This window comes from Ahniella affigens (assembly GCF_003015185.1).
In the GTDB taxonomy this organism is placed as follows: domain Bacteria; phylum Pseudomonadota; class Gammaproteobacteria; order Xanthomonadales; family Ahniellaceae; genus Ahniella; species Ahniella affigens.
On record NZ_CP027860.1, the window covers coordinates 2,211,718 to 2,237,511 of the forward strand.

A 25,794-nucleotide genomic window follows, 5' to 3' on the forward strand; every position below is an offset into this window, starting at 1 on the left:
GCCTGCCCAGTTTGTCACCGCGAGCAATACCAAGGCTGCCTGGCCGATGTGGCGGCCGGTGGCTTGTGGCGATCGTGCAACGTCTCGGTGATGATGCCCAACGTGGATCGCCCATGGCCATCGCGTCGCCCGCCTACGAGAGGCGTTCCGGCCGGCGGTTTTCAATGCACATTGGCAGCATCCTCAATGAAGTCGGTGTAGCCAGCGGGGTTTCGCTAGCGCAGCCCCCGTGATCTGGGGGTTCACGTAGCGGCCGGATACTTCATGCCGAGTCGTTGCCATAGGCGACGGACCACGTATAAGCCCGCCAGCGTCGCGGTGACCAGGAACAGTGGATGCGTGACGGCGGTGGCCCACCCGGCGCTGGTCTGAAACTGGGCTGATAGCGTCTCCTGAACGGTGTGCTGGCCCGATGCTATCAAGCGCAAGACCATCCAAGTTTTGGTGACCACCAGCAGCAAGGCTCCCACACCGAGCCCGCGGATGGCTTCTTGGAACAGAAATGCCCCCGTTTGCTCCTGCCTATTGGCATTGACATAGTAGGTGTCGAGATATCGTTGCAGTCGTTCGAACCCGGCGCGTGCCGCCGCGATCCCCTGCTCGATGTCGAGATAAGTCTGGTCGGTGCCGAGTGCGTTGAGGCGCGCGTGCACGCGTTTTCGAGCACGTCGTCCGGCATCGGCGGCGTACTTCCGGAACTCGGCGTAGTGATCAATGTTTGGGTGCAGTCGCGCGGCGATCGTGTGCGAGAGCAGGCTCGCGCGGATCGTTTTCAGGATGTTGATATTGACGGGAATGCGGTACTGACGAGTGAGCAGGAAGAACCCGATCCACAGATTGGTGGTGGTGCGCTCCCACCAGTGCGCATGTTTGCTCTTGTGCGCATGCAAGTCGCGCCAGAACTCAGCTTCCAGGCGTTTGGAGAATTCATCCAGGTCGACCGGCGGTAAGGGGTCGAGCATGCCAATGATTGCACGCACCATACCGCTGACATCGCTTTGACCTTGGGCATGAAAAAACGCACGCCAGATCCGGCGTTCCTTTTCAGTGGAGGTGCCACAAGAGCCGAAGTCAATCAAAATCAAGCGGTTGTCAGGGCGGACCAGGATATTGGCAGGGTGGAAATCGGCGTGAAACGCCCAACCTTCAAAGGCCCCGAAGCGGGACGTCCGGAGCACCCGGCGTGCCAGTTTCTTGGGGCGGATCCCCTGTTCCGACAGGTGTTGCAAGATGGTCTGATCTTGAGTTTCGACGGCGTGAAGGATGTCAGTCATCCAAACGCCGGACACGAATTCAGACACCAAGACTTCGAAGCTGCACCAACGGTGATGTACTTTGGGCGCCGACACGAACTTCAGTTTGGCTTGTTTGACTTGATGTCGGAACAATTCGGTGAAACGCGCCTCGCGCGCGAAATTCAGTTCTTCGAACAGCATGGTACGCAGGTCGTCGACGAAATTGCGCGTGAAGCCAGGTGGGAAGGCAAACAGCTCCAGGGCCAGACAACCCCAGCGTAACACTGTTAGATCAGCGGCGAGTTGTTCCCCTATCCCCGGTCGACGGACCTTGACTGCGACGTGCTCGCCCGTCTGCAGAACGGCTTGAAAGACACAGGCGATGGATCCCGAACCAATGGGTTTGGGGTCGAAAGTCTGAAATATCTCGGTCAATCGTCGTCCGGTGGTTCGCTCAATGATGGCGATGGCCTGCGCAGCGGGGAAGGCCGGTACGTCGTCGAGGAGTTTCTCCAGTTCGAGAATATAGGGATAGGGCACCAGATCGACGCGCGCGGACAGCTGCTGACCGAGCTTGATAAAGGTAGGGCCGAGCGACTGGAAGGCAGCCCGCACGCGTCGCGCCCGACGTTCAGCTGAATTGCGTCGTAGCAGAATGTCGATCGTGATCACCGCCATCAACACGAGCGCGGTGACCCCGCATCGACCCGCCCGATACAGGCAGCGAATCAGACTGGCATGGAAGAACTCGAAGCGCCGCAATGGGGGCGTACGCCGAATGGCGCCGTTCGGCGTCAGGCGTTTCGGTTCGGGCAGTGACGACAACACTCGTGCCTGGTTGTGCCTGCCATCAGCGGGCACCATTGGGAGAGGGGGCATAGCGACCAATCTGGACAGGAAGAGGCGCAGTGGAGAGGGCGTGTTGGGGGCCAGCGCTATCCTCCCCACTGCGTTACAACACTGGGCGGTCGCAAGCCGCCGCCGGCAAACGCGCTATCGCCAGAATAGACGAATCAGGTTGCGACTGCGCTTGTAGAAGCGACGGGTGCCAATTCGAGACATCCAATCGCCTGGGGCCTTGCCGGCTTCGGTGAAGGCCACTTCCATCGCTCGCGCGACATTTTTTGGTAGATCGCGAAGCTCGCCATCGCGCTTCTTGCGAGAGGAGCGATCACTGCGATCTCGATAATCTTGAAGGGCCTGCGAGATTGCGTCGCTGAGCCGAAGGCTACTTCGCGACAAACCTCGGAAATTGCGTTGCCAGCGCTTGGTACCTTGGGAGTAGGTACGCGCCGCTCGTTGCGCGGTGTCAACCACCTTGGTGGGGGGGGCAGCAGGGAGTACAGTTGCCATAACGGGCTCCTTATTGAGCGTGCGTCAGTCAGTCCGATCAGTACAGGCCAAAACCGCGAGCCCAACCGGCGCGTTTGCGCTTACGCCGGTAGACGATAACCACCGGAACCAAAATCTTGCCCTCTGCTTCAGCGGCGAGGTCCGTGCGTACTGATTCTAGGACTCGGGCAACCTCGTCCTGCGCGGCACCGCGGCCGTTTTTCAGTTGGCGGATGTGCTTTTTCTTGCGGGCGCCGAGGTCAATCACAATCGGCGGAACGGATGCGTTGGTCATCAAGAAGTTCCTCTGTTGGTTTGGGAGATCGGCGCAGCGACGCGTTGGGGACGTTACAAAATCGACAAGTCTTGAGGCGACCCATGCCAAGCGCATGGAGTGCGCATCGGCATGGGCCGGCAGCACCGACGCGCCCTGCTGCACGTCGAGTATCGACGAAGCGCCGAATTCGTACTTGTAGTAGGCGGAACCCGCTCACAGCACGCAAGCCGTCGTCCCCTGGTGGGTGTTGCTGCAAACTCGGTTCTGACGGCGGCACGACACTGATCGTGCCGCCGTTGCGCACTCACGCGGCCACCGGCACATTGAGAGTTGCCGCCAAGGCGTCCCAAAGGGCGATTCGAGCTTTGACCGCACTAATGGCGGCGCGAACCAAGGCCATTCGCTGCTCTAAGTGATCGCCGACAATGTCATCGATAATGGCTTCTGCGGCTGGGCCATGAGCGTCGCCATCGAGCTCGATGTGTCGCTTCAGGTAGTACACGAACGTGGGCACAGTCGACTCATCAATGGTCCACTTCGAGAGCAAGGCCTCGAACATCCGCGGGATCACATTTTCCCGGCCATAGAAGAAGCTGCCAAGGACTTCGGCAGTAGTGCCGGATTCAGCGGTCGCAAGGGTCGCGCGAACAAAGTCACCAATCGGTGCAGGCACCTTGACGCGTCGCAGCGCCTCTGGGACGTCGCCGGTGGCGGCCAGCTCGGCCAGGAACGCGCGGATTTCGACAGGATCAGCGCCGACTTCCTTCATCCCATCCAAGTACAAATCGTAGTGGCTGGCATGCGCGTGATCGGGGGTCTCATCCGACTCTTCGCCGAGCACGATTTCATTGATCAGGCGGGCAGCCTTTGGATATTTCGGCGGCATCCACGGCAGCGACACACAGGTCAGATCGATTTGCAGGCGCTTGACTAGGGACATGAAATCCCAGACCGCAAAGACATGCCAACGCATGAACGTTCGCAGGTCTTCAGGTGTGTGCACCAGTGCAAACACCGGGTGGACATGTAGGGCGGCGCTGTGCTGCCGGAGCTCGGCAAGCGCAGCAGGGTATTGGTCGGCCAAAGTGGCCGTAGGCGGCGTGGCGGGTACAGACAAGGGAGCGATTAACATGGGCGGGCCTCAACAATTCAAGTCGTTACAGGAGAAGGGTTAAAAGGGTTCATTGCGCGCACGAAAGATTTCGATCCAGTCGCAATGAAACTGTTCGAATGGCAGTCCATGGGCTTGCAACGTGCGGTAGACGGCGCGCGCCATGGCGGCCGAGCCGCTGCAAAATACAGAGAGGCTGGCAAAGCTGGGGTGTTCCCGTTTGGCCACGAGATGCGGCAATCCGATGGCACCTGGCCAGCTCGAAGACGCCTGTTCGACGACTGGGCGATAGTGCAGGCGAGGATGTGCGGCCGCCAAGGCCCGGAGTTCAGCATCCAGAAACAGCGCCTCGGGGCTGGTTCCGCCCCAGTACAACCAGATCTCTCGGGATTCGCCGCGAGCAATCGACGAGGTAATCATTGCGCGCATAGGCGAAATTCCGGTCCCCCCGGCGATCATCACGACTGGACGCGGATCCTCGGGCAGACAACAGTTCCCAAATGGTAGCTGGCAGGTGATCGTTGTGCCGGGACGAAAGTGTCCGAGCAGCACTTGTGATGCGGGGCGGTCTGGTGACACCCGGACCTGGAGCTCGATATGTTCGGCTTCGGGCGGGCTCGCTATGGACAAGGCCCTTAACGTGCCATCGGGGAGTTGAACCTTGAGATACTGGCCGGCGCGATAGCGCGGAGCTTTAGCCTGACTGGGTATGAGCCGAACTTGTACGACGTCCGCCGTTAAGGCAGCACACTGGCGTACCTCAAAGGCGATGGCGGATGAAGCGACCGTCATGGCTGCGTCCGCGTCGAATAGGCCGCTGACACTTCCTGCTGTAGGTTGCGTAGCAGTGCGAGCATGTCTTGGCTGGACTCGCGTTTGGCGATGACCTGGACAATCTTGGCGGTAATCAAGGAAATGTTGAGATCAAAACGAATTCGTTCCGACACCGTGACACGCGTCTTCGTTGCGTCCAAGGCAGCAAATTGCACCCGGGCGTCGACCTCGACATTCCGTTCTGGCCCTGGCACTGACTGCCAAGTCAAGGTGCGGGGTGTTTCGAACGAATACTGCAAGCGATACCGTGGCGTGATTTCCAGCCCCAGTTCGCGCTGCGTCTGCAGGGTAAAGTCGAGGGTCTGCGCCGAAATGCGCTCGTAAGCTGCCACCTTGGGCGTGCACCGGGCAATAACCAAGAGGTCCTGAAACACCGCTACCACATGCTCCACGGCGTGGGGGAAGACATGCTCGACTTCGTATTGGAACTTAATAGCCTGCATCGGCAGCCACCTGTGTGGTGAGCGTAGGCTGGGCGCGATGCCGAAATCGCCAAGCCAGCATGGCTGGGATCATCGTAAAGGTTGCCAGTCCAGAGAACAGCATATTGATGCCGACCAAGTAGCCGAAGTTCTGAATCGGCGTAAACGTCGAGAACAGGAACGCGGCAAAACCAAAGACGGTCACGGCAATCGTGAAGAGAATCGCTGGCCCCGAATTATGGATCGCTTCCTTGACCGCACTGTGGACCGCGCCGGTCGGATGATGGGCTTCGGCACTACGGTAGTGGTAAAGAAAGTGGTAGGCGAAGTCGATGCCGATGCCAATGGTGATGCCAGTGATCACAGCGGTCGAAACTTCGAGGCGTATTCCAAAGACGGCCATCAGGGCAAAGGTCGCCAGAATTGCGAGACTGATTGGGATCGTCGCGAGCAAGGCATAACGCCAGGATCGGAAAAAAATGGCGCAGAGCAAAAAGATCATGACGACTGAGGAGATGATGTTCTGGATCTTGCCGACGATGATGTAATCCATTTGGGCAAGCCAAACCAACAAGTTGCCGCCATACTCGACATGAATCTCGTGGTTCGGAAGTCCTGCCGCAAACGTTTTGAGTTGCTCGTAGATCGCGACGTGCGCCTCCTGCTCTGAGGTTTTGACTGGGATGTAGACTTTCACTCGGCGATTGTCATAGTCGACCAGATCTGAGAAGTCTTCCGGCGAGCTGGAGATGGAATACAGCAACAGGTATTGGGCCGCCTGGTCGAAGGATTCGGGAATCTGACCGTCCGTCCGGTTTTGGATCACCGCATCGATCCGTTTCAGCACATCGACGAAGGACATGGTCTTGCCGACATTTGGCAGCGACTCGGCGTAGTTCTGGATGGCCTCGACGCGTTGCAGGAATCGAGGATCCTGCACGCCGTCTTGCTCCGGAGCCTCGATCAATAGATCGAAGTAGCGCGATCCGCCCAGTCGAGCGTCAAAATAGGCCATGTCCGTCTTGATTGGATGACCATCGGGGAGGTAGTCAGCAAAATTGGCGCCAGTTCGGAGCCAGCCGAGCGCCACAAGCGAAAATATCAAGACTGCGGCATAGCCCGCCAACGTCAGACTCGGTCGGGCCATGCTCAGTGCTGCCATTCGGGTCAACTGTCGTTGCGACCACTGGGTCACTGCTTGTGCGCCTGCGGGACTGGACCTCAGCCCGGCACGACCCGCGGCGGGCTCAAAGCCGCGCAGCAATGTCGGCAGCAAGGTCACCACGACGATCAGTGCGGCGATTGTGCCAATGCCGGTCACGACACCCAGTTCGGCAATGGCGGTGACTTTGAAAACGAGCAAAGAGATGGCACCGACTGCGGATGTCAAACAAGCAATGACCAACGGAAACGCGACCTTGGCCATCGCTTCAGCCAGTGCGATCACCGTTGAAGCCTGGTTGGGTCGTTCCTCCAGCAACGTCTGTACGACATAGATGGCATAGGAGCCAGCTGTGATGGCGATCAAGATTGGGATCGAGGTCGTGACGACTGTTATTGGGTAGCCCATCCAACCTTGCAGGCCCATGGTCCAAACAATGCCGATAATCGTGGTCACGACACTGGCCAGGACCAAACGCGTATTGCGAAAGACGAGGAAGAGCACGATCAACTGAATCACGACTGCCAGCGGAAACAGCACCAAGGCGTCCGTCTGGATACCGCGATCAATGGCTTCGGACAGGATGAGGTCGCCAATAATCCGGACCTTGAAAGCAGATCGGTAGGGTTCCAAGATTCGATAGGTGTCTTCAAAGACTTCCGCTTGGTTCGAGCCGCGAACAACGTTGATCAGAATGAGCGAGGCCTTGCCGTCCTCCGACACGGCGAAACCATCAATCAAGGGGTTCGAGGTCGCATGATGGCGAACCGCCGCGGCAACCTCGGGGGTCAGTGCTTCGGCACCATACAATGTACCGACCTCCAGGCCCTCATCAGTCCCTTCGATATTCTTGATGGTCGCAAGACTCTTGATTTCGTTGCCGACGACCCAAGGCAGACCGACGAAGGCATTGGCAATTTCCCGAGTCGCAGTCAATGAGGGCAGCGAGAAGGCGTCGTCGCTTTCTAGGGACACCAGGACGCGGTCCTTGCTGCCGAAGATCGCTTCGAAGCGATCATTAGTCTGCACAATTGGGTCGTCGGCGGGCAGGTCAGCGTCATCGTTGTTGCGAAGGCTCAGTTTGCTGATCCCGATCGCCATGACAATCAACAGCACGGCATGACTGAGCAGCACCCATACTGGCGGCAGAGTTGCTAGGCGCTTGAAAAGGCTGTTCAAAACGTGTACTCCAATCGAAGGCCGAGTCGGTCATTGCGGGTGTACTGACCGAAGAAGGTTTCGGCGTCCCCGCCCAGCACGTCGGTCGTCACGAAAAGATCGAGTTGATCGTTAAAGCCGTGCCGGTACTCGAACAGCAGGGCGTTCTGTGACTGAAGGTGGTCATAGACCACATCGGCGACTACGCTGTCGTGATCGCCCAAGGTCACATCAACTCGCGCCAGAAACGCGTTGGCAAGGATGTGACGCAAGTCTTCCTTGTTCCAGTCCTGACCGTCCCGTGCGAACTGTTTGCTGTACTCAAACGCCAGATAGGTTTCTTGCCCAAAGAGCCCATGCTCAAGACTTAAGTCAAATCCGGCCACAATATGATCGTAGTCATCTCGGCGACCGTCTTCGAAACGCCGCTTGATCCGTGCGGCTTCGATCCGCAGCACGGCCTTCCCGACGAGCAGTTCTGCATCGGCACCCCAGGCCTGTTTATGAGCGAAGGTCTGATCAATCTCAACTTGTAGACCGGACGGGCCCAGAATCGGGGCACGACTATCAAAGGTAGGCAAGGTATCTTCGCCATCGAACCACGACAGCGCATAACTGAAGCCTTCGCCTTCATGATTGAGCTTGAATTGGGTTTGCGGCGCGCCGAGGTGAGTAGCGTCGTAGTCCGCCCAAGAGTAGGCAATGGGCACAATGGTGCCATCGCCAAGATCTGCGCTGGCTGGGAGTTGGAAGAACCAGCGGGAATCGGGGTGGGGCATCAGGCTCTTGGTATGGACAGGCGTGGTCACAAACGTTGCTTGCCAATTGTCGAGAAACCAAGCCAAGCGCATTGCGTCAACGGCGCGCACGCGATCCGTTGCGAGCAAGGCGTCGCGAGAGTCGCGAGCGTCAAAGACATCGGTTGGGTTTACCAAAGTCGCCCGGCCCCCGCGCACCAGCTGGCGGCCCAGCGTGAGGTCGATTGGGCCGAGCGCCCGCTGCGCTCGAAGTTCGAGCAGAGCGACCGTATCGTCGTACTCATTGCGATCGCGCTCTGGATTTTCCTCGGCGCGAGCAAGGCCCGTCAGGGTCCACCCACCGAGTTCATGCTGAGCTTCAAACAGCGCGGAAACGCCCGCCAAGTTGCGGGCTTGGTCTTCCGACGGGTCACTCGTCATCATCGTGCTCACGCTCAGCGTCGTCGTGGTTTCCAGAGCCCACGCCGGAGCGCTGGCGGCGCCCATCACAATTGTCGGAACAGTCAGCCAATTGCGCATTGCTCATCACCCCTTGGTCAAAGCCCGCTGAGACACGTCATCCTCGGACACTCCAGTATCAATCTGATAGCCCTGAAACGCCATGACAGTCGTGTGCTGGTTGATAAGATCGACCATCTGCATTCGAAATGGTCGAAGTGCACCATTGGCATGGACGGACTGAAAGTCGCTGGCTGTAAATGACTTGGCGTGAATGCCGGCTTTGTTGTAGTACTCGATGCGGAGCACCATGTGTGTGCGCGTATCGAGCGTGATCAGGCGTTTGCCATAGCCACTCTCAATCCTTTCTTGTTCGGTTCGCGGTGTTGCGATGACCGTGACGCACTGCGTGCCGCAGTCTTGCGTTGCTGGAAAGGCATAGTCATATTTTTCTGGCTCTTCGGTTACCAAGTCTTCGTATGCGAAGTCGGTACCCATAAACGTGTCCGACTTGTCTGAGCCCGAAATGCGGCGGGTTTTCTTCAATGCCGGCAAGAACAGCCAACGTTCATCGTCGCGATCCTTATTCTCAAACGTCAGCAGGCTGGTGCCCTTGATGGCTTTAGGCAGGTCAAACGTGACCAGCGAGCGTTTGTCGCCCGAGGCCAGAGTCAGTGTGATCCAGTGCAAAGTTCGCTCTTGCACTTTGCCCTGGGGGTTGGTCAGGGTGATCCGGACCGTGGTCCGTTCATCTTTCGAGGCTTCCGCCTCGATATTGGCCAGAATGTGGGATCGGGCATCAGAGGGTGCAGCGACAGCCAACTGGGGGAGTAAAATTGGAGCGAGTGCAAGCACACTGTGAATGGCGATAGTGTTCAGAAAGCGAAACATGGCAATCCTTGTCGTGGCTGATTCCGGGCTGGTTAGCACAGCACCAAAGGGGCACCACGTAACCAGCGCGCGAGGTAGTCGTGCATGGAAACGCGGGAGGGAGGATGGAAGGCCAGAGCCTTGCTGGCTGCCAGCAAGTAGGCGACTTCGGGGTCCATCACAAAACGCAAGCCGCCCATGCCCTCAACTGCACGCGCCGCTGCGGCATCGAGGAGGTCTTGGGTCGTATAACGGGTCAACAGAATGCGACCTAACAGATCCGACTGCTGATCGGGCGGGGCCTGCTCGAACTCGGTCGCGAGTTGCAGCAGGGCTTGGGTCGAACAAGTTAGGCGCGAGGCGACAAACACCAAGTCAGGACTGGTGGCCCGAGGTGCTTCCAGCAGTTTTTCCAGTAGCCGCGAGCCAATACCGAGGTAACTGGCTGTCAACAAGAGTTCGAACCAAATGAAGCCGGCCAGTTGCACTTGATCGAGCTCATCGCGTGATCCGGAGTAGGAGATCATCTTCTCGTGAACGAGTACATTGTCGAACACGACTTCTTCGGACTCGGCAGCAGCGAGAATGGGGGAGTTCCAGAACTTGCGAACTTCGATGCCGGGGGTATCCGCCGGAATCAGCGCAACCGCGAGCTTCGAGCCATCGGCAGAGGGGACCCGAATCGACAGCGTGATCAGTTCCATGGATCGAGCCAAACTACAGGGTTTTTTCGAGCCGCTAATCCGGAAGTTGGAACCCAGAGGTTGGGCCTCCAGGAAGGGTTCCAGGATGCTCGCGCCGGCCGCGCCCTCGGCGAATGCCGAAGCAACCAGCAACTGGCCTTCGGCGATCGCCTGTAACAGCATCCATTCGACGCCGGACGAGGCTTTTGCCATTTCGACCAAGGTCGCAACAGAGAACTGATGCATGTTGATAGCGATGGCAAGTGAGGGCGACAGCGCGCCCAAGGCGCGCTGCGCCCGAACCAGCGCGGGGGCGGACAGCCCTTTGCCGCCATGACTTTTCGGAATCGCCATGTCCACCCCTCCATGGGCCTTAAACAGTCCGAGCAACGGGCTATCCGCCCCTTCGCGATCGGCGAATGGACAATTCTGGACCGCGGCGACGAACCCCGGCATTGCGCATTCCAGCACGGCGTAGTCGGCATCCAGAATGCTCACGCCGCCCCCACTGCAGTCGCCGGATGGGCGCGCACATGGCCGGCAAACAGCCCGTTGACGATCGACGTGATGTTTTCGCGCAGTGCCTGCACGGCGATCGGCTCGAGCAATGCTGCCAGTTGCGGTAGGCCAAGATCCAAAATTGCGTGAAACGTCAATTCCGTACCCTGGTCTAAAGGGTCGGCCTGCCAATGTCCGTCAAATACTGCGAGATCACCCTTGGTCTGCGAAAAGTCGATACGGCGTTCTGCTGGCGAAAACGCGTCGCGCTCGTGCCATCGCAACAGGCCATCGCGAAATTTCACTTCCCAGAAGCTCTCGCAGAAATTGGCTTGCACGTTGTACAGCTCGACCTTGCGGACGGCGTCCGCGTAGGTCTCATAACTGGGAAAATCGGCAATAACTTCGTACACAGAGGTGGCAGGTTGCGCAATGAAGAAGCGCAGCTCGACGGTTTTCATGCGAGGTGTTCCTTAGATCCGAAATAGCGGTGATGAATGGCGAGGAGCGCGTCCTCTGCTGCGGTCAGCAGTTCGGCGACATTGGCGTCGCTGAGGGTGACCGGCGGCGTCAAACGTGCCGTGGCATGGGCGTTTAGGGAATGGGAAATGAGGACGTGATGGGCAACCATTTCGAGCAGGAACTCGCCCGCAAACGCCTCCTCCGAAAACTCCAGCGCGAGGAGCAGACCGCGGCCACGGATAGCCTTGAGAAAGGGGAACTGCCTCCGCGCCTGAATGGCATTCAGGCCATTCCGAATTTGATCGCCCAGCTGACGCGCGCGCTGTGGGGCGTCCAAAGCAATCAGTGCCTCGATGGTGGCGCTCACGACCGCAGACACTAACGGCGACCCCGCGAAAGTCGAGGTGTGTACCAGCGGATTGCGGTTGAAGGCTTCATAAAGCTCAGCGCGACAGAGCACGGCACTGACCGGCACAATGCCGCCCGAAAGCGCCTTGCCGCAGAGCAGGATGTCAGGTGTGACGCCTTCGTCCTGACAGGCCCACCAACTTCCGGTACGACCAAGCCCCGTGGAAATTTCGTCGATGATCAACAAGGCGCCACGCTGACGACACAGGTCTTCGACCGCCTTCAGATAGCCAGCAGGCGGCAGGATCACGCCGGCCTCAGACTGAATAGGCTCTAAGACCACGGCGGTCTCCGAGCCGGTGTCGGCCAATGCGTGGGCGAGCGCGTCGACATCGCCATAGTCAACAAAGCTGACCCCGGGCAGCAAGGGCGCGAAGGGCAGCCGATACTTAGGGCTGTGGGTCAGACTCAGGGCACCTAGCGTCTTGCCATGGAAACCGCCCTTCATCGCAACGAAGCGTTGCCGACCATTGACTTTGGCCAGCTTGATCGCGGCTTCAACCGCCTCCGCACCGGAGTTGGCCAGCCACACATACGACAGCCCGGAGGGCGCAATCTGTGCGAGGGCCTTTGCGGCTTCCGCTTGCTGTCGGTTGACCAACAGCCGGGAGCCTAAGGCTACATGCTCAAGCTGCTGGTAGGCTGCTTGTAAAACTCGTGGATGCTTGCGACCGAGCAGGAACACGCAATAGCCGCCACAGTCCAGGTAGCGCGTGCCCTGATGGTCGAGCACATGCGCGCCATCGGCGGTCGCCTCTACCCCCAAATTGAGTAGGCGCATCAACCTTGCCATGCCACGATTGACGTGATCATGGTGGGTATCAATCAATTCTTCGACATCAGGAATCAGGGCGATCACGCAGCACGCTCCTTGAACCGGGTTTCTGCAGCCCAGTACTCCAAGTTCGCCTGGATGACGGCATCACGGTCCGGCATCGGCGGCAATCCGAATTCGGTCGCGAGGGCGTCGTAGTTACTCGGAAAGGGTTCGCTAAGATTGAAGTAGCAGGCATGGTCGACCAAGGCCTTTAGGCGTCGGCGCGCACCTTCTGGCAGGCTTGGCATGAACACCGGAATGAACAGACGATCAATGACCTCGGGATCGACGACTTTGGGTAGGGTGCGGTCGTAGCCGCAGTGCCGCACATAACTCTGGAACACGCCGTGCAGGGCGAGCACGCGATCGGCCTGTTCACCACGGGTAATCCAGTACTCGCGCTCTTGCCCGTTCCGGCCAGCTAGCGCTGCAATGGCATGGGCCAGTGTGTCCTGAGAGGCACCAAGTCGACAATCGCATCTTGTTTAGCCGGAATCACCGGCGCGAACCCCTGCAAGATCGCGCCAACAATAGTGTGCAAGCCTTGGAAACGCGCAATCGCGCCGGTGCGAGAATCGCCAACGACGATTGAAGGCCGAATGATCGTCCAGTCAGAAGCGTTGGCGCGCACAAAGGCTTCGGCCTGCCGCTTAGAGTCACAGTAGGTGGAGTACTCCTGTAAGTACTCGGGCAGCTTTAGGTCGTAAGTGTAAGCGGTGCTGACATACAGGAAGCGGGCACCCAGCGCTTCGGCGACCGCGACTGCATGTTGCGTGCCACGTACATTGGTGGCAAGCATTTCGGCTTCCGACTTGCCGAAATGGGTCAACGCTGCAGAGTGGATGACGCAATCGATCGGGCCGTAGGCCAACGCGAGCGCGCTCAAGTCCAAGCCAAAGTCCGGCTCCGAAATGTCGCCAGTGACATTGACCACCTGCGGGTCGGCAACGCGATTCGCACGCGTCAGGGCGATGACCCGAAAACCGCGCTCGAGCAAGACTGGCCACAAGGCAGCACCGACGACACCAGAAGCGCCGGTCAGTAGAACGGTGCCAGTCGCCCGTAGCGTCGGCGCATGCAGATGGGAGACCATACCGGTCATGGGAACACCGGATTGTCGAGTTCAATCTTGAGCGTGCCTTTCCGAATCATGTAGCCAATGCGCGTGCGAATGAAGGCATCAACAAACGATGGCAGGTGACGCGCCGCCCACAAAGTCAATGTGCCCATGCGAGTTGTTCCGACATCCCGGTATTGTCGACGACAGGCGCGGACGACGCCGGCTGCTGCGGCTGCAACCGGTTCTTCCAGACTGACTAGTTTGAGACCCAACGGGCGGATGTCGATGATCTTGGCTACAGACAGTCCTTGACGAACGGCATCCGTATGAATGGCCGTGTTAATGAACCCCGGATACATCGTTGTTACGGTGACACGGCCGTGGTACTGCATGCGCAGGGAGTCCGAAAAGGCCACGACGGCACGCTTGCTGGCGCCATAGGACGGAATAAGCGGTGCATTGACTGCCGCAAATAGAGACGCAATATTGATCACCTTGCCGTTTGTTTTCAGCAGATGCGGCATCGCTTCGGCGGTCAGATTCCACAGTGCCCAGAAGTTCACTTCCATGCTGTGGCGGGATCCAAGTGTCGGCTGGATGCCGGCATCCTGCAGCGACAACGTGCCTGCGTTGTTGACCAGAATGTCGAGCCCGCCCAGGGCCTCAATGGCCCGATCGATTGCCTCTCGCGCTTCCTCACGCTTGGTCAAATCAGCCGTGACAAAGCGGGTGCCTGGCCAGTTGCCTTCGGGCTTTCGGATATCGACCCCGATCACCCGCGCGCCAGCGCGTATCAAGAGTTCGGTGGTCTTGCTGCCCAAGCCGCCCGCAGCACCAGTGATCAGAATTCTTGCGCCATGCAAATTCATCAATTTGTCTCCTTCGTATCGTTTTAGTTGCCGCACGTCACGACGACGGGCGCGCGGACTTCAAAATGCGTTCGGCCTCCGCCAGTCGAGCCGGGTATTCGAACCAGGGGGTGCGTGGCCAGAAATGGTGAACGAGGTGCAAGTTATGGTTCAGCATCACGACTTGTAGCAGGCGTGACCGGATCAACCGGGTATGCCGGAACTTGTCCTGGGATTCCTGCGGGTAATGCACCAGCCAGGCGACGAGCAACTCGACCGAAGCCCCTGCGATCGCGAGCGGAATAACCCAAAGGAACACCGCCTGAACCACCCCGAACCAGGTCGCCAGCAAACTGAAGTAGGCGACCTGCAAACCGATGGTCACCAAGTGCTCCAACAAGTATCGGCGGCGCGTACGCCACAAACCTTGGCGCAACATGTATTGATTGTCGTGCAATAGACGCACCACGACCCACAGCGGCAACAGCCAGCGCGGCTTGCGCCCGATGACCCAATCAGGGTCCCAGTCGGGATGATTGGTGTAGCGGTGGTGCATCATGTGCGAAATCTTGAACAGCGGGTAGGTCATGCCCTCATGGAACGCACATACCCGCCCCAATACATCATTCAAACGCCGATGCGGGGTCGCAATAGCGTGGATGGCGTCGTGGCTCACGCTGTACATCGCATAGAGTGAGATGCCATTGACCAGAGCCGACAGCCATATCGGCCACCACCCTAGCGCAAAGGCGGCCAGTGAGCCGTAAAAGGCGATCAGCGTGGTCAAGGCTAGCCACACGGTCGGGTTGAAAGTCTTGCTATCTGCTGTGGGCATCAGAACGAGTCAAATCATGGGGCGCAAGTCCGGTCGTTGGACTGGCGCCGACAATGGAAAAGTGACGGTTGGGTCAACCGCAATGCGTGCCCCCGACGACCCCTGCATTGTGCGCGCTAGCAATTGCTTCAGCTTGTAAAAAGCGGAACGTCAAACGCTTACGTGATGCTCAACTTGTAACTAACGGAAGTCCAACGCCCTGGCGCGGGCTCGCATTAAGGTGACTTAGATGTCGGATGAGGGCGCGCGAAAGTGTTGCGCGCGGCGCGCGGAGGATTCAAAAATCATTGACGGCGGGGCGCCAAACATGTCGCGAAATGTGCGCGAAAAGTGCGCCGAGTCGGTGAACCCGCCGGCAGCGGCACCATCGGTGAATGAGGCGCCGGCAACAATGCTTGCCAAGGCTTGGCGCAATTTGCTCCATTGCCGATAGCGTTGCGGCGACAGTCCAATTTCTTGTTCGAATAGCTTGCGCAAATAGCGTGAACTGATGCCCAGTCGATTAGCGACATGCTCCAGCCCATCAGGTTCGTGCAAGTGACTGTCGATATGGTGTAGCGCCATGGCAACCCGTCGATCCATTGCGCGGTGACGCCATGCACCGCCAGTGAGGATGGAAACCATTTCGCGAACCAAGCGGTCGCCGCCCTCGATCAAGAGCGCGTCCAGGCGATGCCGCATCGTTGCCAGTCGATCGGCGTCAATCGGGACCATCTCCTGCTGCAGCCCTGGAAAGGCATCGAAGAGCAAACGCCCCAAGTCCGAGTTCGGCTCCACGAACAACATGAATGTGTCTGCAGTCGCCTTTGTTGGATTGGAGACGCAGTGTCGCTTGCCCGAGGGAATCAAGATGCCATGGACGTCGTGCGAACGGCCATCATCGTCTCGCACAGAAAAAGAACCGCGAAGCGCGATGCACACCTGAAGCGCATAATGCGCGTGCAGTTCGTTGTCATCGGCGCTACCAACGAAGTAGGCGGCTGCTGCGCCAATCCAGACATCCCCATGCCACACCTTTGCCATCGATTCAGTCCTGCAAGCCAACTTAGCCATGCCTTACAGAGTTGCAGGAGAGCCCGCGACTAGGTGTGACTAATGAGTTACATTCGCGTCATCTTGACGGAAGTCAGCGCAGCCCCGATCGCTCAGCGTAAATCGAGATTGCGACGTCGATTCCGACCATAGGGGAGGCCTTGGTCTGTCAGTTTAGGGATCCCGTTGATTCGCCGGAATAAACGTGGCAACCCGGCGAATGCGGCCTTGCGAACCATCAGGACTGACCGGCCCAGTAGGGGGTTGGAACATGCCTCCGCCGGTCGCTCGCGTCGCGTGCGACGTAATCAACGCGATGGCAGAACTCGAAGTGATCTGCTTGCATAAATTGCGCTTTGCTGGCGCCGGTGGCTCGGTTCTACAGGCCGCCGGAAGCGGCTGAGCCCGAGAGCAACTACGCCGTTGTCGGCCAACTCACAGACTGCCGAGGTCGCTTGGTTCAGGGGTCTTGCTTGGGCTTGATCAGTTCTACGGTGTCGTACTGACTGGCCTTGCCACTGACAAGTGTTGCTTCAGCGTAATGGTCATCAAGAATCGCGTTGATCCGGATCTTGCCGATGGTGTCTCGCTTGAATCGACCGACACCCTTTGGGCCAATACTGGTGCGGCGGTGGTGAATGACATCGAGTTCTTGGCCAACTTCAGCGCCATCGGAGCGGCCAATACAGACAACCAGTGTGGCGTTGTCGACATCTACAATCTGACCGCGCATGAACAGGCCATGTGCCAGTGAGACCGGCGTGGCATCCGCGGTCGCGCTCAGCCCGATGACACACATGCTGAGGCCGAGGAGCATACTGGTGAGGTTTCGATGCATGTGGGTAGCGCGCAAAAAATAGGGAAACATCAATCGTCCTCATTGTGAGCGGTGGGAAGGTGGCTTGAACGGATGTCAACCATCCACACAAGGTGCCAAAACCCAATCGGCAAATCAGTGACACCAAGATTACATGTTGGTTATCTTGGATCTTGATGCCGTTATTCGTGATTGAACGATGAACAATAGGCACCCGACCCCCATGCCGGGCGCGCCTAAGAGCAACGCGGTGCGCGTACTGGCAGCATGGCGCGTCACCCGGTCGACGCGGCCAGACTATCATTGTGAAGCAACAGGAGTTCCGATGCAGACCCCGCCGAAACCAACCGATCATTGTCACGGCACTGAAGTCAATAACGAATCGTGCGAGGCCAGCGCGCATGGCGGACGGATCGCAGGTGACAACGATGCCGAAACGTTGTCGGATCGCGATCCGGTTTGCGGCATGGTGGTTCGAGCAGACTCAACATTTGTGTCGGCGGTCGGCGGGCGAACTCTACGGTTCTGCTCACCACAATGTCTGCAGCGGTTTCAACAAGAGCCGCAAAAGTATCTGGCAGATCGAACGTCAGCACCTGACGATCCCGTTGAGCCGGGTCAGCAGTTTGTGTGTCCTATGCACCCGGACGTGATTCGCGATCGACCCGGAAATTGCCCGCGATGTGGAATGGCATTGGAGCCGATGATGCCGAGTCTGGATGCAGACGGTTCGCCAGAACTTAGGGACTTTCAGCGTCGGTTCTGGTGGTCGTTGCCGTTCTCTTTGGCGGTATTGGTGATCGCCATGTTGGGCGAGTCGATCTGGAAGGAGTGGGGCTCGACCCGGATCTGGTTGGAGTTGCTGCTCGCCACGCCGGTGATCATTTGGGCTGGCGGCCCGTTTTTCGGGCGCTGGTTGGACTCGATCCGAGAGCGCAGTCCAAACATGTGGACGCTGATCGGAACCGGCGTCGGCGCTGCCTATGCGTATAGCCTCGTTGCGACGATCGCGCCTGGACTGTTTCCGGAGGCGTTTCGAGGCCACGGCGGCGTCAGTGTCTACTATGAAGCAGCGGCGATCATCGTCTCATTGACCTTGCTGGGTCAGATTCTGGAGTTGCAAGCGAGACAGAGTACTTCGGCTGCGATCCGGTCGCTGTTGGGACTCGCGCCAAAGACCGCGAGGCGACTGCGAGACGATGGCAGTGATGAGGACATCCCGTTGTCGCACGTTCATCAAGGCGACCGATTGCGGGTGCGCCCCGGGGAAAAGGTGCCGGTTGATGGCGAGGTCTTGGAAGGTCGTTCAGTGGTGGATGAGTCGATGTTGACAGGTGAGCCGATTCCGGTTCAGAAAGGCCCCGGCGATCCGGTCATGGGAGCAACCCTCAACGGGTCGGGCAGCTTGGTCATTCGTGCGGACCGATTGGGGCGTGATTCACTTCTCGCACAAATTGTCCAGTTGGTCGCACAAGCCCAGCGTTCGCGGGCGCCGATGCAGCGGATGGCGGACCTAGTCAGTTACTGGTTTGTCTTGGCAGTGCTTTGGGCGGCGATCATCACCTTTCTGGCTTGGGGCATGTACGGACCGCAGCCATCTTGGACGTATGCAATTGTCAACGCGGTCGCCGTGCTGATCATTGCTTGTCCCTGCGCGCTTGGATTGGCAACACCAATGTCTGTGATGGTGGCGACCGGAAGCGCAGCGCAGCGGGGCGTATTGTTTCGCGATGCTGAAGCCATTGAGCGTCTGCGCTTGGTTGATACGATCATTGTCGACAAAACCGGCACGTTGACCGAGGGGCGACCGAGGTTTCAATCCATCGCTGTGTTCAATGGCTGGGGTGAAAACGATCTGCTTCGTTTGGCGGCCAGTCTGGATCAAGGCAGCGAGCACCCCCTCGCCGAGGCCATTCTTGCCGAGGCGCGTGCGCGTCAACTGGTCTTGGCGCCGGTCTCGGAGTTTGAGTCGGTGATTGGACTGGGCGTGCGTGGTCAAGTCGAAGGCCATGACTTGCTGCTTGGGAACGCAACGCTGATGCATGATCATGGAGTGGAAATCGAGCACGCGATCGAAACATCGGCACGCTTGCTGGTCAACGGCGCCAGTGTCATGTACTTCGCGATCGATCAACGATTGATTGGGCTGTTAGCAGTGGCAGATCCGATAAAGGCGACGACTCCGGACGCCATCACTGCCTTGCAGCGTGCCGGAATTCGAGTCGTGATGGCGACGGGCGATAGCCGCAGTACCGCTGAGTCGGTGGCTCGTCATCTCGGCATCGATGAGGTCCATGGCGAGGTGCGGCCGCAGCAGAAAGCTGCGCTAGTCGAAGCTTTGAAGGGGGAGGGACGCTGTGTGGCCATGGCGGGCGATGGCATCAACGATGCGCCAGCTTTGGCGGCTGCTGACGTGGGCATAGCAATGGGCACTGGGACTGACGTGGCGATGTCGAGTGCGCAAGTCACTTTGGTCAAGGGCGATCTGCGTGGCATTCTGCGGGCGCGGCAAATCTCCGAAGCCACCGTCTCAAACATGAAGCAAAACCTTCTGTTTGCGTTTGTGTACAACGCCCTCGGCGTACCGATCGCGGCGGGTGTCTTGTTTCCATTCTGGGGATGGTTGCTGAGCCCCATGCTCGCCGCTTTGGCGATGAGCCTGTCCTCGGTATCCGTGGTCGTGAATGCGCTTCGACTTCGTTCGGCTGCGTGATCAGGCGTTTGGCTTCCGCCGGCAATTGCGTTGGAATCGGTCACTGGGGTTTTGCATCAATCCCCGCAAGCAATCGCAAGCTGCTGACTGCCACGGGCGGCGCGGTAACAATAGGCGCCTTGATGGCCGGACATATCTGACTACCGGTTGATTCTCCGGCAGAGTGTGGCGGTCGAATGTTGCTCAGTCGTTCTGAATCCATGGGGTGAAGATGTCGCAACGGGAGCGACCGATTGTTCTTCCCTCGCATCGTAGCGCGCCGATCATCAACCGACTGAGATTGAAGGCTCGGCTGGCGAGTGTGCCCAGGGCGCACTCGATCATGGTCTCCCTCAATCAGAAGGATTTGCGGTGAGATCCGGGTGCAGAGGTTCTGAGGACTTTGACCGATTGACGGCGGTGTTCATGGCGCGGTGGTCAAAGGACTCGGCCGGCGAAGCGATGAGGCGCTGAGGCCTCAAGCGGGTGCGCCCCATTTTCTTATGCTAATACTGAGTCATTTAAGACTATCGACCGAGTGCTTGACGTCACCGATAACTGCTCCCGGTCAGTCAGCGCGCTCAAGGACTGCTATGGGGGGGCCGCGAGAGTGAGGCGCGAAAGACGGGTCGCACTTTGACCTTGTCGCTGGGCTTTGGGGGTTCTCCCGGCCAGTGTCTGGGGTTTCCAGATGGTGCCGTGGTCGGCGGTACTTGGCTGTTGGAGCGTGACAGGGTTCGCGGCGATCGAGGAGAAGTAGTTCAATGGCTCCGTTTTGGCGGCGGTAGGCTCCACGTTTCAATATTCGAGCGTCATGGGTAGTTTTCGTTGCGGTGTCGGTCCCTCGGAAGATGACAGGATTGTAATTGCGAATACGTCGCATTACTGTTTGAATGCTGACTCCTTTGTTAGCGGCCCGAATTCATGAACACCTCGACATTGAAGCGCGTTGTTGTGCCCTGGATCCTTGCCACCAGCGCGTACGCTGGATGGGGGTTCGCAGAACCGACGTCACCGAAGCTGAAAACGGTCGTCGTCGTTGGTACTCGCGAACAGGCAGCCGATCAGCCCGGAAGCGCGCACACGTTAGAGGCCGCCGATCTGGAGCGCGCACATGTGCTATCGGTCAATGAAGCGCTGCGTAAGGTTCCGGGCGTCGTTGTCCGCGACGAGGAAGGATTTGGATTGCGGCCCAATATTGGCATCCGAGGCCTCAACCCGACGCGATCGACCAAAGTTCTCCTGCTCGAAGATGGATTGCCATTTACCTATGCCCCCTATGGTGACAATGCCAGTTATTTCCATGCCCCAATTGAGCGCTATGAACGCATTGAGGTCTTGAAAGGGACGGGCATGCTGCGATTTGGACCCCAGACCATTGGTGGCGTCGTCAATTACTTGACGCCTGAGCCGCCGGAGACGTTCACCACAGCGATTGACTTATCGGCCGGGTCCCTTGGATATCGTCGTGCTCGCGCCCAAGTCGGGGGTAAGGGGCAATTACTTGACGTCGTTCAAAAACAGGGTGATGGCGCCCGCGACAACCAAGCGCTGAAACAATCTGACGCGCACTACAAATGGACCCATGAGTTCGGCTCGGATCAGCGACTGACCGTTCGAGCAAGCGTGCTCAGTGAAGACTCGATGGTGACCTATTCGGGTCTGACGGATGCTGAGTACCGAAACTTCGGTCCGGCGTACAACCCATTCGCGAATGACCGCTTTCAGATTGAGCGCTTTGGCACCTCCGCGACATGGGCGACGCCACTCGGCACGCGATCGAGTCTGGTGAGCAATGCGTACTACTACGAATTTCACCGGGATTGGGGCCGACAATCGAGCAGCACGACCGATGGTCAGTGTGGCTCAACTTTCACGAATGCGCGACTCGCCGGCACGCGGGTCAATGTAGACGCCTGCAATTCTCGGCAAAACCGCAACCGCGACTTCACGACGCTCGGCTTGGAACCACGCTTGCAGAGCTCTTGGTCTTTGGGCTCGGCGGATAGCAGCCTTGAAACCGGCCTGCGAGTTCATCGAGAAACTCAAGATCGATTGCAGTTCAATGGCGATTCGCCGATAGCTACGACCGGACGCTTGGTAGAGCACAATGAGCGCACGGTCGACGCCTGGTCGGGATTCCTGCAAAACCGATTCGAATTTGACCGCTTTGCGCTGATTCCGGCCCTTCGATACGAAAACGTTGAGCTGACACGCCGCAACCGACTCGGCTCGGGTGCGCGCGGCCGAGACCGCGTGACAGCCTGGATCCCAGGCATCGGGCTCACGTTTGCGGTCAATCCGGACACGACGCTTTTTGCCGGTGCTCACCGCGGTTTTGCCCCGCCGCGAGTGGAGGACTTGATTGGCAACAATGGCGGCAGCGTCGACTTGGATCCCGAGTCCAGTCGCAACATTGAATTAGGATTGCGCGGGCAACTCCTTGATCAACTTACTTACGAATTGGCGGCATTTCACAACGATTTTGGGAACCAGATCGCCATCGGTTCGATCGCTGGCGGCAGCACGCCCTTGGCCCAAGGCCGCGCACGCTACCAAGGTGTGGAACTGTCGGCTCGGACAGAATTCGCGCCGACGACGCGCCACGGCCTGAGTCCGTTTCTGGAGTTCGCTGTAACGTCAATGCCTGTGGCCGAGCAACGGTCCGCATTGATTCGTGTCGACAATAGGCAGATTGTTGCAGGCAGCGGTGCCGGCCGGCGCATGCCCTATGCTCCCAAGCAAACGGCGTCGTTGCGGATGGGGCTTGGCAACCCAACGTGGGACGCTGCCATTGAAGGCGTTTTCGTTGGGAGTCAGTTTGCGGATTTTGCCAACACGGAAGCAGCGCTGATGCTCGGCAATGGACAATTTGGGGAATTGGGTGCTGTGACCTTAGTCAATCTGTCAGGGAACTACCACCCTCAACTGTCGGGATGGACTTTCTACGCGACGATGAAGAATGTCTTTGACCGCGACTACATTGCGGACCGGACGCGTGGGATCCTGCCCGGTGCGCCGAGGCAATTGGTGATCGGTGCCAGCTACCGATTCTGAATGCCGGTCCGCAATCCTCTGGCGGTCCGATTTGAGCGCTGCGGATCTCGCCGGTATCGGAAAGTCGCAGTGACTTCTGGACTGTTCGCATGGCCTGTCCGGGACTGCCGCAATCTCCGGTGCGGGGCTGATGTTTCGGCAACGTGCGCGGATTAGCGCAGCGGGCGAGCCAGAGCCTCCAAAGGCTTCAAACCTGAGCCAAAACGACCCATCGCCACCCGATGTTCCTGTAGGCTGCTGTACGGCAGAAACTTCAAATTGAGCTCGCGTACGCGCTGAAACGCCGGGCGCGCGAACTGAGCGCGTGAATCGCCTTCACGATGATCCGGGGTGACCAGGAAATAATGGCATGCCAGACCTTGTTCAGCACCGAGTGCGAGGTCCAGCATGCGGACAATGCCGGAATACAGACTGGTGCTGTGCTCTACTTCAAAGGCGGCAACGGCACGATTTTCGGTATCGAGCCATAATACGTCGATGAGACCGATGGCCTCAGCAGCAGGTGATTCTGCCAGCGCAGCCGGCAGGGCGGTCAGACAGCCATCGGCGAGTCGACCCTGACCATAACTGCGTCCGCGATCATTGGACGCAATCCAGACGCGAAAGCCAAGTTGTAGGCCGAGATCGCGAAGCCAGCCTTGGACGTCAGTATGTGTCTGGTCGTCAGCGTTTTGAGTGGCGCGCAAGCGCAGCGCCGCGGCATCGTCACGCACGCGTGCCAGATCAGCTTCCCAGTGTGCATGAGTTCGTGGGTCTGCGACCCCTGGCGGGAGGGGCAAGTGCCCGACGCCAAGATCGAATAGGAATCCGGCGACGGCACCCAGGTCGTTCGATAAGTACTTGGCGTGTTCACCGTTGATCGCGAGGATCCCGTGTCGCATCGCCAAGTAGTCGGCCCAACTCCCCAGTTTGACTTTGGCGCCCGTCAAAGCGTTGTAGCCGCGAACGATTGCGGTGTTCGAGGGCACCACCCAAGTAGGGTGAACGAAGTACAACAAGTTGGCCGCCGCCGGTCCCAGCCCTTTGATGCGTGCCGCATCCAGTGCATGAATGGCGGCAACGATGTCTGCCTCGCGAGTGCAACAGTCGCAAGCATTGAGAAACTGCCCGAATCGCCGTTGATTGTCTGGGTGTTCGTAAATGTCTGGAATCCGTAGTTTTGGCTTCCACAAGAAGGCATGATCGGCGCCCTTGAACAGTTGGCGTTGCTCGGCGACCGCGCGCACCACGGTTTCTAGGGACGAGCCCCGATAGGCGTATCCGAAGGTTCCCTGCGCGATCTCGGTCGCGACGGTCTGCAGGCCTCTGCGAATCGAGCGGAAGTTCTTCAATCGCTCTTCCCAAAGAAACCAACTTTGATAAGTGCCAGTAGCCAAGGCTCGCCAGCGCGTCAGCAAGGCTTCGACGTCGGTCCTTGGCAGCAGGCTATTCACGGGCTTGGTCCGAGATCGGGTCGGGCGGCGCCACGGTCGGCGCAGCGAAACACTGGCGTGGCGCACCCGGGGTCAACACCGGCCCGAGACAAGGCTCGCAAGTGTCCAGCCAAAACGTTGGCGATGGATCATCGACGCTAACCAATAGCACGAGACCGTCGCTGACCCGGCGTCCTTGCGTCCGAGCTGGCATCGCACACTCGGTTGCCGGAGAGGTGTAGAAATAGCGTAGGGCTGAGCGCGCGATCTGCTGCCGGCTGCTCTCTGCGGCGGTGACCGACTGGGTGGCGATCCAACCCCAAATTAGCCAAGCAACTGCAAACCACAGCAGTTGAAAAGCAATGGGCCAGACCTGCGACCATAGCATCGCCTTGCCGTGCCATGGTTTCACCAGCAGCAGCATGAGGATGGCAACGGGAATCATGATGGCCAGCATGCCTGCGACTTCGAGATAATAGGCCGCCCAAGCCAGTAACACATGACTTGGCGCCAGGAAGAGGCCGAGCAAATAGGGTGCTGAATCAAAGACAGCGGGATCGACGCCCGTGAGGTCCGCAATCAGGCGACTGGCCGTGGCATACAGCCAGAGCGGGATTATTGCGAACACGAAGGCAGCCAGTATCTGATAGAACAGTGCATCTCGGCGCGCCGTAATCCACGCGAAAACTGACACCAAGATCGGGCTAAACGCAAATGGCAGCACCAATAGCAAGATCAGGCCCTGCAAGATGAGCCGGGAACGCGATGTCGGCGACCAGTCAAACAGGTTAATGAGCAATTGCACCGAAAGCGCGAGCGGCACGGTCTTGAGCAACGCGCGGGCACACAGGGCGTAATCGGGCAGGCGCTGCTCGATTTCCCCAAACATCGTCTTGAACATCATGCGATCACCATTGCCAATTGATCCCTCAATACCCGAAACAAGTCTAGCGCGAACCAGAAACCCCGACGCTTGCAAGCACCGGATCAGGATCTCGAGTGTCGCCAGCAATTGACGTCGTCCAGCGGTTGCCTGGCAGCATCAGTCACTGCCGCATCCGCCGTCCGAGCGCTTGCCCCCGGAGAGGCCTTGCCCCGCCGCCAGCGACCGGCGGCGAGGTGGCGCAATCGCTTACTTGTCGATCAATTCAACGCTATCATTGACCCGCGCGCTGCCATCCAGCAGTTCAGCCGTGGCGTAGTGTTCGTCGAACAGGCTGGTAATCCGGACCCGACCGACTTCCTTGCGGAGAAAGCGTTTGCCGTGCTGCTTCGGGTTGGCGACCGTGCGAACATGTCGAATCACGTCGAGTTCCTGGCCCACTTGGGCGCCATCCTGCTTGCCGATGCACACCACCAGGGTCCCGTTTTCTTTTTCAAGAATTTGGCCCCGCATCAGGACGCGATGCAGGAGGCCAGGCGTGTCAGCGGCGGCCGCTGAGGCGACAGTCAGAGCGACGATTAAGACAAGCGCAAGGGACGACACAAGCCCTCGTATACGCTTTTGCGATGTCCAGCGGGACACAACGGAATTCGGATTCATGGATTTTCTCCTGATGAGGTTGAATGGCCTGAG

At 58.7% G+C, this 25,794-nt stretch carries 23 protein-coding genes and 1 pseudogene; 2 read left to right on the top strand and 22 right to left on the bottom strand.

Going from position 1 to position 25,794, the window contains the following annotated elements; genetic code table 11:
* Nucleotides 1-242 precede the first annotated feature (242 nt).
* The 19 genes and pseudogenes from C7S18_RS08400 to C7S18_RS08485 all read right to left on the bottom strand — a co-directional run bounded on the left by C7S18_RS08400 (nt 243) and on the right by C7S18_RS08485 (nt 17,108).
* Nucleotides 243-2,114: an ABC1 kinase family protein gene (locus tag C7S18_RS08400; protein WP_106891136.1), complete on the bottom strand. Its 1,872-nt coding sequence runs from the start codon at nt 2,112-2,114 to the stop codon at nt 243-245.
* Between the two features lie 114 nt (nt 2,115-2,228).
* Entirely contained in the window at nt 2,229-2,588 is a 360-nt protein-coding gene (locus C7S18_RS08405; protein ID WP_146151825.1) for a DUF6312 domain-containing protein, read from the bottom strand.
* 37 nt (nt 2,589-2,625) lie between these two features.
* Entirely contained in the window at nt 2,626-2,862 is a 237-nt protein-coding gene (locus tag C7S18_RS24185) for a DUF6200 domain-containing protein (RefSeq protein WP_146151826.1), read from the bottom strand.
* 286 nt (nt 2,863-3,148) lie between these two features.
* On the bottom strand, nt 3,149-3,976 hold the full coding sequence (locus C7S18_RS08415; protein ID WP_106891139.1) for a DUF3050 domain-containing protein: 828 nt from the start codon (nt 3,974-3,976) through the stop codon (nt 3,149-3,151).
* Nucleotides 3,977-4,015: 39 nt separating this feature from the next.
* A complete protein-coding gene (locus tag C7S18_RS24905) occupies nt 4,016-4,384 on the bottom strand; it encodes a ferredoxin reductase domain-containing protein (RefSeq protein ID WP_240624003.1) in 369 nt (122 codons plus the stop codon).
* Nucleotides 4,385-4,507: 123 nt separating this feature from the next.
* Nucleotides 4,508-4,747, bottom strand: a pseudogene (locus tag C7S18_RS25300) (hypothetical protein); the annotation flags it as partial.
* Nucleotides 4,744-5,232, bottom strand: coding sequence for an SRPBCC family protein (locus C7S18_RS08425; RefSeq protein ID WP_106891141.1), 489 nt, complete (start codon nt 5,230-5,232; stop codon nt 4,744-4,746). The pseudogene C7S18_RS25300 and the gene C7S18_RS08425, both read right to left, overlap by 4 nt.
* Nucleotides 5,219-7,552, bottom strand: a complete 2,334-nt coding sequence (locus C7S18_RS08430) for an efflux RND transporter permease subunit (protein WP_146151827.1) — start codon at nt 7,550-7,552, stop codon at nt 5,219-5,221. Before C7S18_RS08430 ends, C7S18_RS08425 begins: the two co-directional genes overlap by 14 nt.
* Nucleotides 7,549-8,808: a hypothetical protein gene (locus tag C7S18_RS08435; protein ID WP_106891143.1), complete on the bottom strand. Its 1,260-nt coding sequence runs from the start codon at nt 8,806-8,808 to the stop codon at nt 7,549-7,551. The genes C7S18_RS08430 and C7S18_RS08435 overlap by 4 nt, the downstream gene beginning before the upstream one ends.
* 6 nt (nt 8,809-8,814) lie before the next feature.
* Nucleotides 8,815-9,618 (bottom strand): outer membrane lipoprotein-sorting protein, encoded by an 804-nt coding sequence (locus C7S18_RS08440; RefSeq protein ID WP_106891144.1) that lies wholly within the window; start codon nt 9,616-9,618, stop codon nt 8,815-8,817.
* Between the two features lie 32 nt (nt 9,619-9,650).
* A complete protein-coding gene (locus tag C7S18_RS08445) occupies nt 9,651-10,778 on the bottom strand; it encodes an acyl-CoA dehydrogenase family protein (protein ID WP_106891145.1) in 1,128 nt (375 codons plus the stop codon).
* Nucleotides 10,775-11,239: a type II toxin-antitoxin system RatA family toxin gene (locus tag C7S18_RS08450; protein WP_106891146.1), complete on the bottom strand. Its 465-nt coding sequence runs from the start codon at nt 11,237-11,239 to the stop codon at nt 10,775-10,777. Before C7S18_RS08450 ends, C7S18_RS08445 begins: the two co-directional genes overlap by 4 nt.
* Nucleotides 11,236-12,507, bottom strand: a complete 1,272-nt coding sequence (locus tag C7S18_RS08455) for an aspartate aminotransferase family protein (protein WP_106891147.1) — start codon at nt 12,505-12,507, stop codon at nt 11,236-11,238. Before C7S18_RS08455 ends, C7S18_RS08450 begins: the two co-directional genes overlap by 4 nt.
* Entirely contained in the window at nt 12,504-12,827 is a 324-nt protein-coding gene (locus tag C7S18_RS08460; protein WP_106891148.1) for a hypothetical protein, read from the bottom strand. The genes C7S18_RS08455 and C7S18_RS08460 overlap by 4 nt, the downstream gene beginning before the upstream one ends.
* Nucleotides 12,828-12,886: 59 nt before the next feature.
* Nucleotides 12,887-13,567: an SDR family oxidoreductase gene (locus C7S18_RS08465; RefSeq protein WP_106891149.1), complete on the bottom strand. Its 681-nt coding sequence runs from the start codon at nt 13,565-13,567 to the stop codon at nt 12,887-12,889.
* On the bottom strand, nt 13,564-14,394 hold the full coding sequence (locus C7S18_RS08470) for an SDR family NAD(P)-dependent oxidoreductase (protein WP_146151828.1): 831 nt from the start codon (nt 14,392-14,394) through the stop codon (nt 13,564-13,566). Before C7S18_RS08470 ends, C7S18_RS08465 begins: the two co-directional genes overlap by 4 nt.
* Nucleotides 14,395-14,431: 37 nt before the next feature.
* Complete coding sequence (locus tag C7S18_RS08475; RefSeq protein ID WP_106891151.1) at nt 14,432-15,208, bottom strand: fatty acid desaturase; 777 nt, start codon at nt 15,206-15,208, stop codon at nt 14,432-14,434.
* Between the two features lie 225 nt (nt 15,209-15,433).
* Nucleotides 15,434-16,231: an AraC family transcriptional regulator gene (locus C7S18_RS08480; protein WP_170113182.1), complete on the bottom strand. Its 798-nt coding sequence runs from the start codon at nt 16,229-16,231 to the stop codon at nt 15,434-15,436.
* A 469-nt stretch (nt 16,232-16,700) separates the two neighbouring features.
* Entirely contained in the window at nt 16,701-17,108 is a 408-nt protein-coding gene (locus tag C7S18_RS08485; protein ID WP_146151829.1) for a hypothetical protein, read from the bottom strand.
* 415 nt (nt 17,109-17,523) lie between these two features.
* On the opposite strand from C7S18_RS08485, the gene C7S18_RS08490 reads away from it, so the two are divergent.
* Both C7S18_RS08490 and C7S18_RS08495 read left to right on the top strand, forming a co-directional pair.
* Nucleotides 17,524-19,770, top strand: coding sequence for a heavy metal translocating P-type ATPase (locus C7S18_RS08490; protein WP_240624029.1), 2,247 nt, complete (start codon nt 17,524-17,526; stop codon nt 19,768-19,770).
* A gap of 903 nt (nt 19,771-20,673) precedes the next feature.
* Complete coding sequence (locus C7S18_RS08495) at nt 20,674-22,806, top strand: TonB-dependent receptor family protein (RefSeq protein WP_106891154.1); 2,133 nt, start codon at nt 20,674-20,676, stop codon at nt 22,804-22,806.
* Between the two features lie 152 nt (nt 22,807-22,958).
* On the opposite strand, the gene C7S18_RS08500 is transcribed toward C7S18_RS08495, so the two are convergent.
* From C7S18_RS08500 to C7S18_RS08510, 3 genes are all read right to left on the bottom strand, one after another.
* Nucleotides 22,959-24,239, bottom strand: a complete 1,281-nt coding sequence (locus C7S18_RS08500) for a type II restriction endonuclease (protein WP_240624004.1) — start codon at nt 24,237-24,239, stop codon at nt 22,959-22,961.
* Nucleotides 24,232-25,122, bottom strand: a complete 891-nt coding sequence (locus C7S18_RS08505; RefSeq protein WP_106891155.1) for a hypothetical protein — start codon at nt 25,120-25,122, stop codon at nt 24,232-24,234. The genes C7S18_RS08500 and C7S18_RS08505 overlap by 8 nt, the downstream gene beginning before the upstream one ends.
* A 228-nt stretch (nt 25,123-25,350) precedes the next feature.
* Nucleotides 25,351-25,761 (bottom strand): hypothetical protein, encoded by a 411-nt coding sequence (locus C7S18_RS08510; protein WP_106891156.1) that lies wholly within the window; start codon nt 25,759-25,761, stop codon nt 25,351-25,353.
* Between the last annotated feature and the right edge of the window lie 33 nt (nt 25,762-25,794).

Bases quoted from the DNA above. Each gene is read 5' to 3' on its own strand.
- C7S18_RS08400 (WP_106891136.1), bottom strand. From the start codon at position 2,114: ATGCCCCCTCTCCCAATGGTGCCCGCTGATGGCAGGCACAACCAGGCA.
- C7S18_RS08405 (WP_146151825.1), bottom strand. From the start codon at position 2,588: ATGGCAACTGTACTCCCTGCTGCCCCCCCCACCAAGGTGGTTGACACC.
- C7S18_RS24185 (WP_146151826.1), bottom strand. From the start codon at position 2,862: ATGACCAACGCATCCGTTCCGCCGATTGTGATTGACCTCGGCGCCCGC.
- C7S18_RS08415 (WP_106891139.1), bottom strand. From the start codon at position 3,976: ATGTTAATCGCTCCCTTGTCTGTACCCGCCACGCCGCCTACGGCCACT.
- C7S18_RS24905 (WP_240624003.1), bottom strand. From the start codon at position 4,384: ATGCGCGCAATGATTACCTCGTCGATTGCTCGCGGCGAATCCCGAGAG.
- C7S18_RS08425 (WP_106891141.1), bottom strand. From the start codon at position 5,232: ATGCAGGCTATTAAGTTCCAATACGAAGTCGAGCATGTCTTCCCCCAC.
- C7S18_RS08435 (WP_106891143.1), bottom strand. From the start codon at position 8,808: ATGCGCAATTGGCTGACTGTTCCGACAATTGTGATGGGCGCCGCCAGC.
- C7S18_RS08440 (WP_106891144.1), bottom strand. From the start codon at position 9,618: ATGTTTCGCTTTCTGAACACTATCGCCATTCACAGTGTGCTTGCACTC.
- C7S18_RS08450 (WP_106891146.1), bottom strand. From the start codon at position 11,239: ATGAAAACCGTCGAGCTGCGCTTCTTCATTGCGCAACCTGCCACCTCT.
- C7S18_RS08465 (WP_106891149.1), bottom strand. From the start codon at position 13,567: ATGACCGGTATGGTCTCCCATCTGCATGCGCCGACGCTACGGGCGACT.
- C7S18_RS08470 (WP_146151828.1), bottom strand. From the start codon at position 14,394: ATGAATTTGCATGGCGCAAGAATTCTGATCACTGGTGCTGCGGGCGGC.
- C7S18_RS08475 (WP_106891151.1), bottom strand. From the start codon at position 15,208: ATGCCCACAGCAGATAGCAAGACTTTCAACCCGACCGTGTGGCTAGCC.
- C7S18_RS08480 (WP_170113182.1), bottom strand. From the start codon at position 16,231: ATGGCAAAGGTGTGGCATGGGGATGTCTGGATTGGCGCAGCAGCCGCC.
- C7S18_RS08485 (WP_146151829.1), bottom strand. From the start codon at position 17,108: ATGTTTCCCTATTTTTTGCGCGCTACCCACATGCATCGAAACCTCACC.
- C7S18_RS08490 (WP_240624029.1), top strand. From the start codon at position 17,524: ATGGTGGTTCGAGCAGACTCAACATTTGTGTCGGCGGTCGGCGGGCGA.
- C7S18_RS08495 (WP_106891154.1), top strand. From the start codon at position 20,674: ATGAACACCTCGACATTGAAGCGCGTTGTTGTGCCCTGGATCCTTGCC.
- C7S18_RS08505 (WP_106891155.1), bottom strand. From the start codon at position 25,122: ATGATGTTCAAGACGATGTTTGGGGAAATCGAGCAGCGCCTGCCCGAT.
- C7S18_RS08510 (WP_106891156.1), bottom strand. From the start codon at position 25,761: ATGAATCCGAATTCCGTTGTGTCCCGCTGGACATCGCAAAAGCGTATA.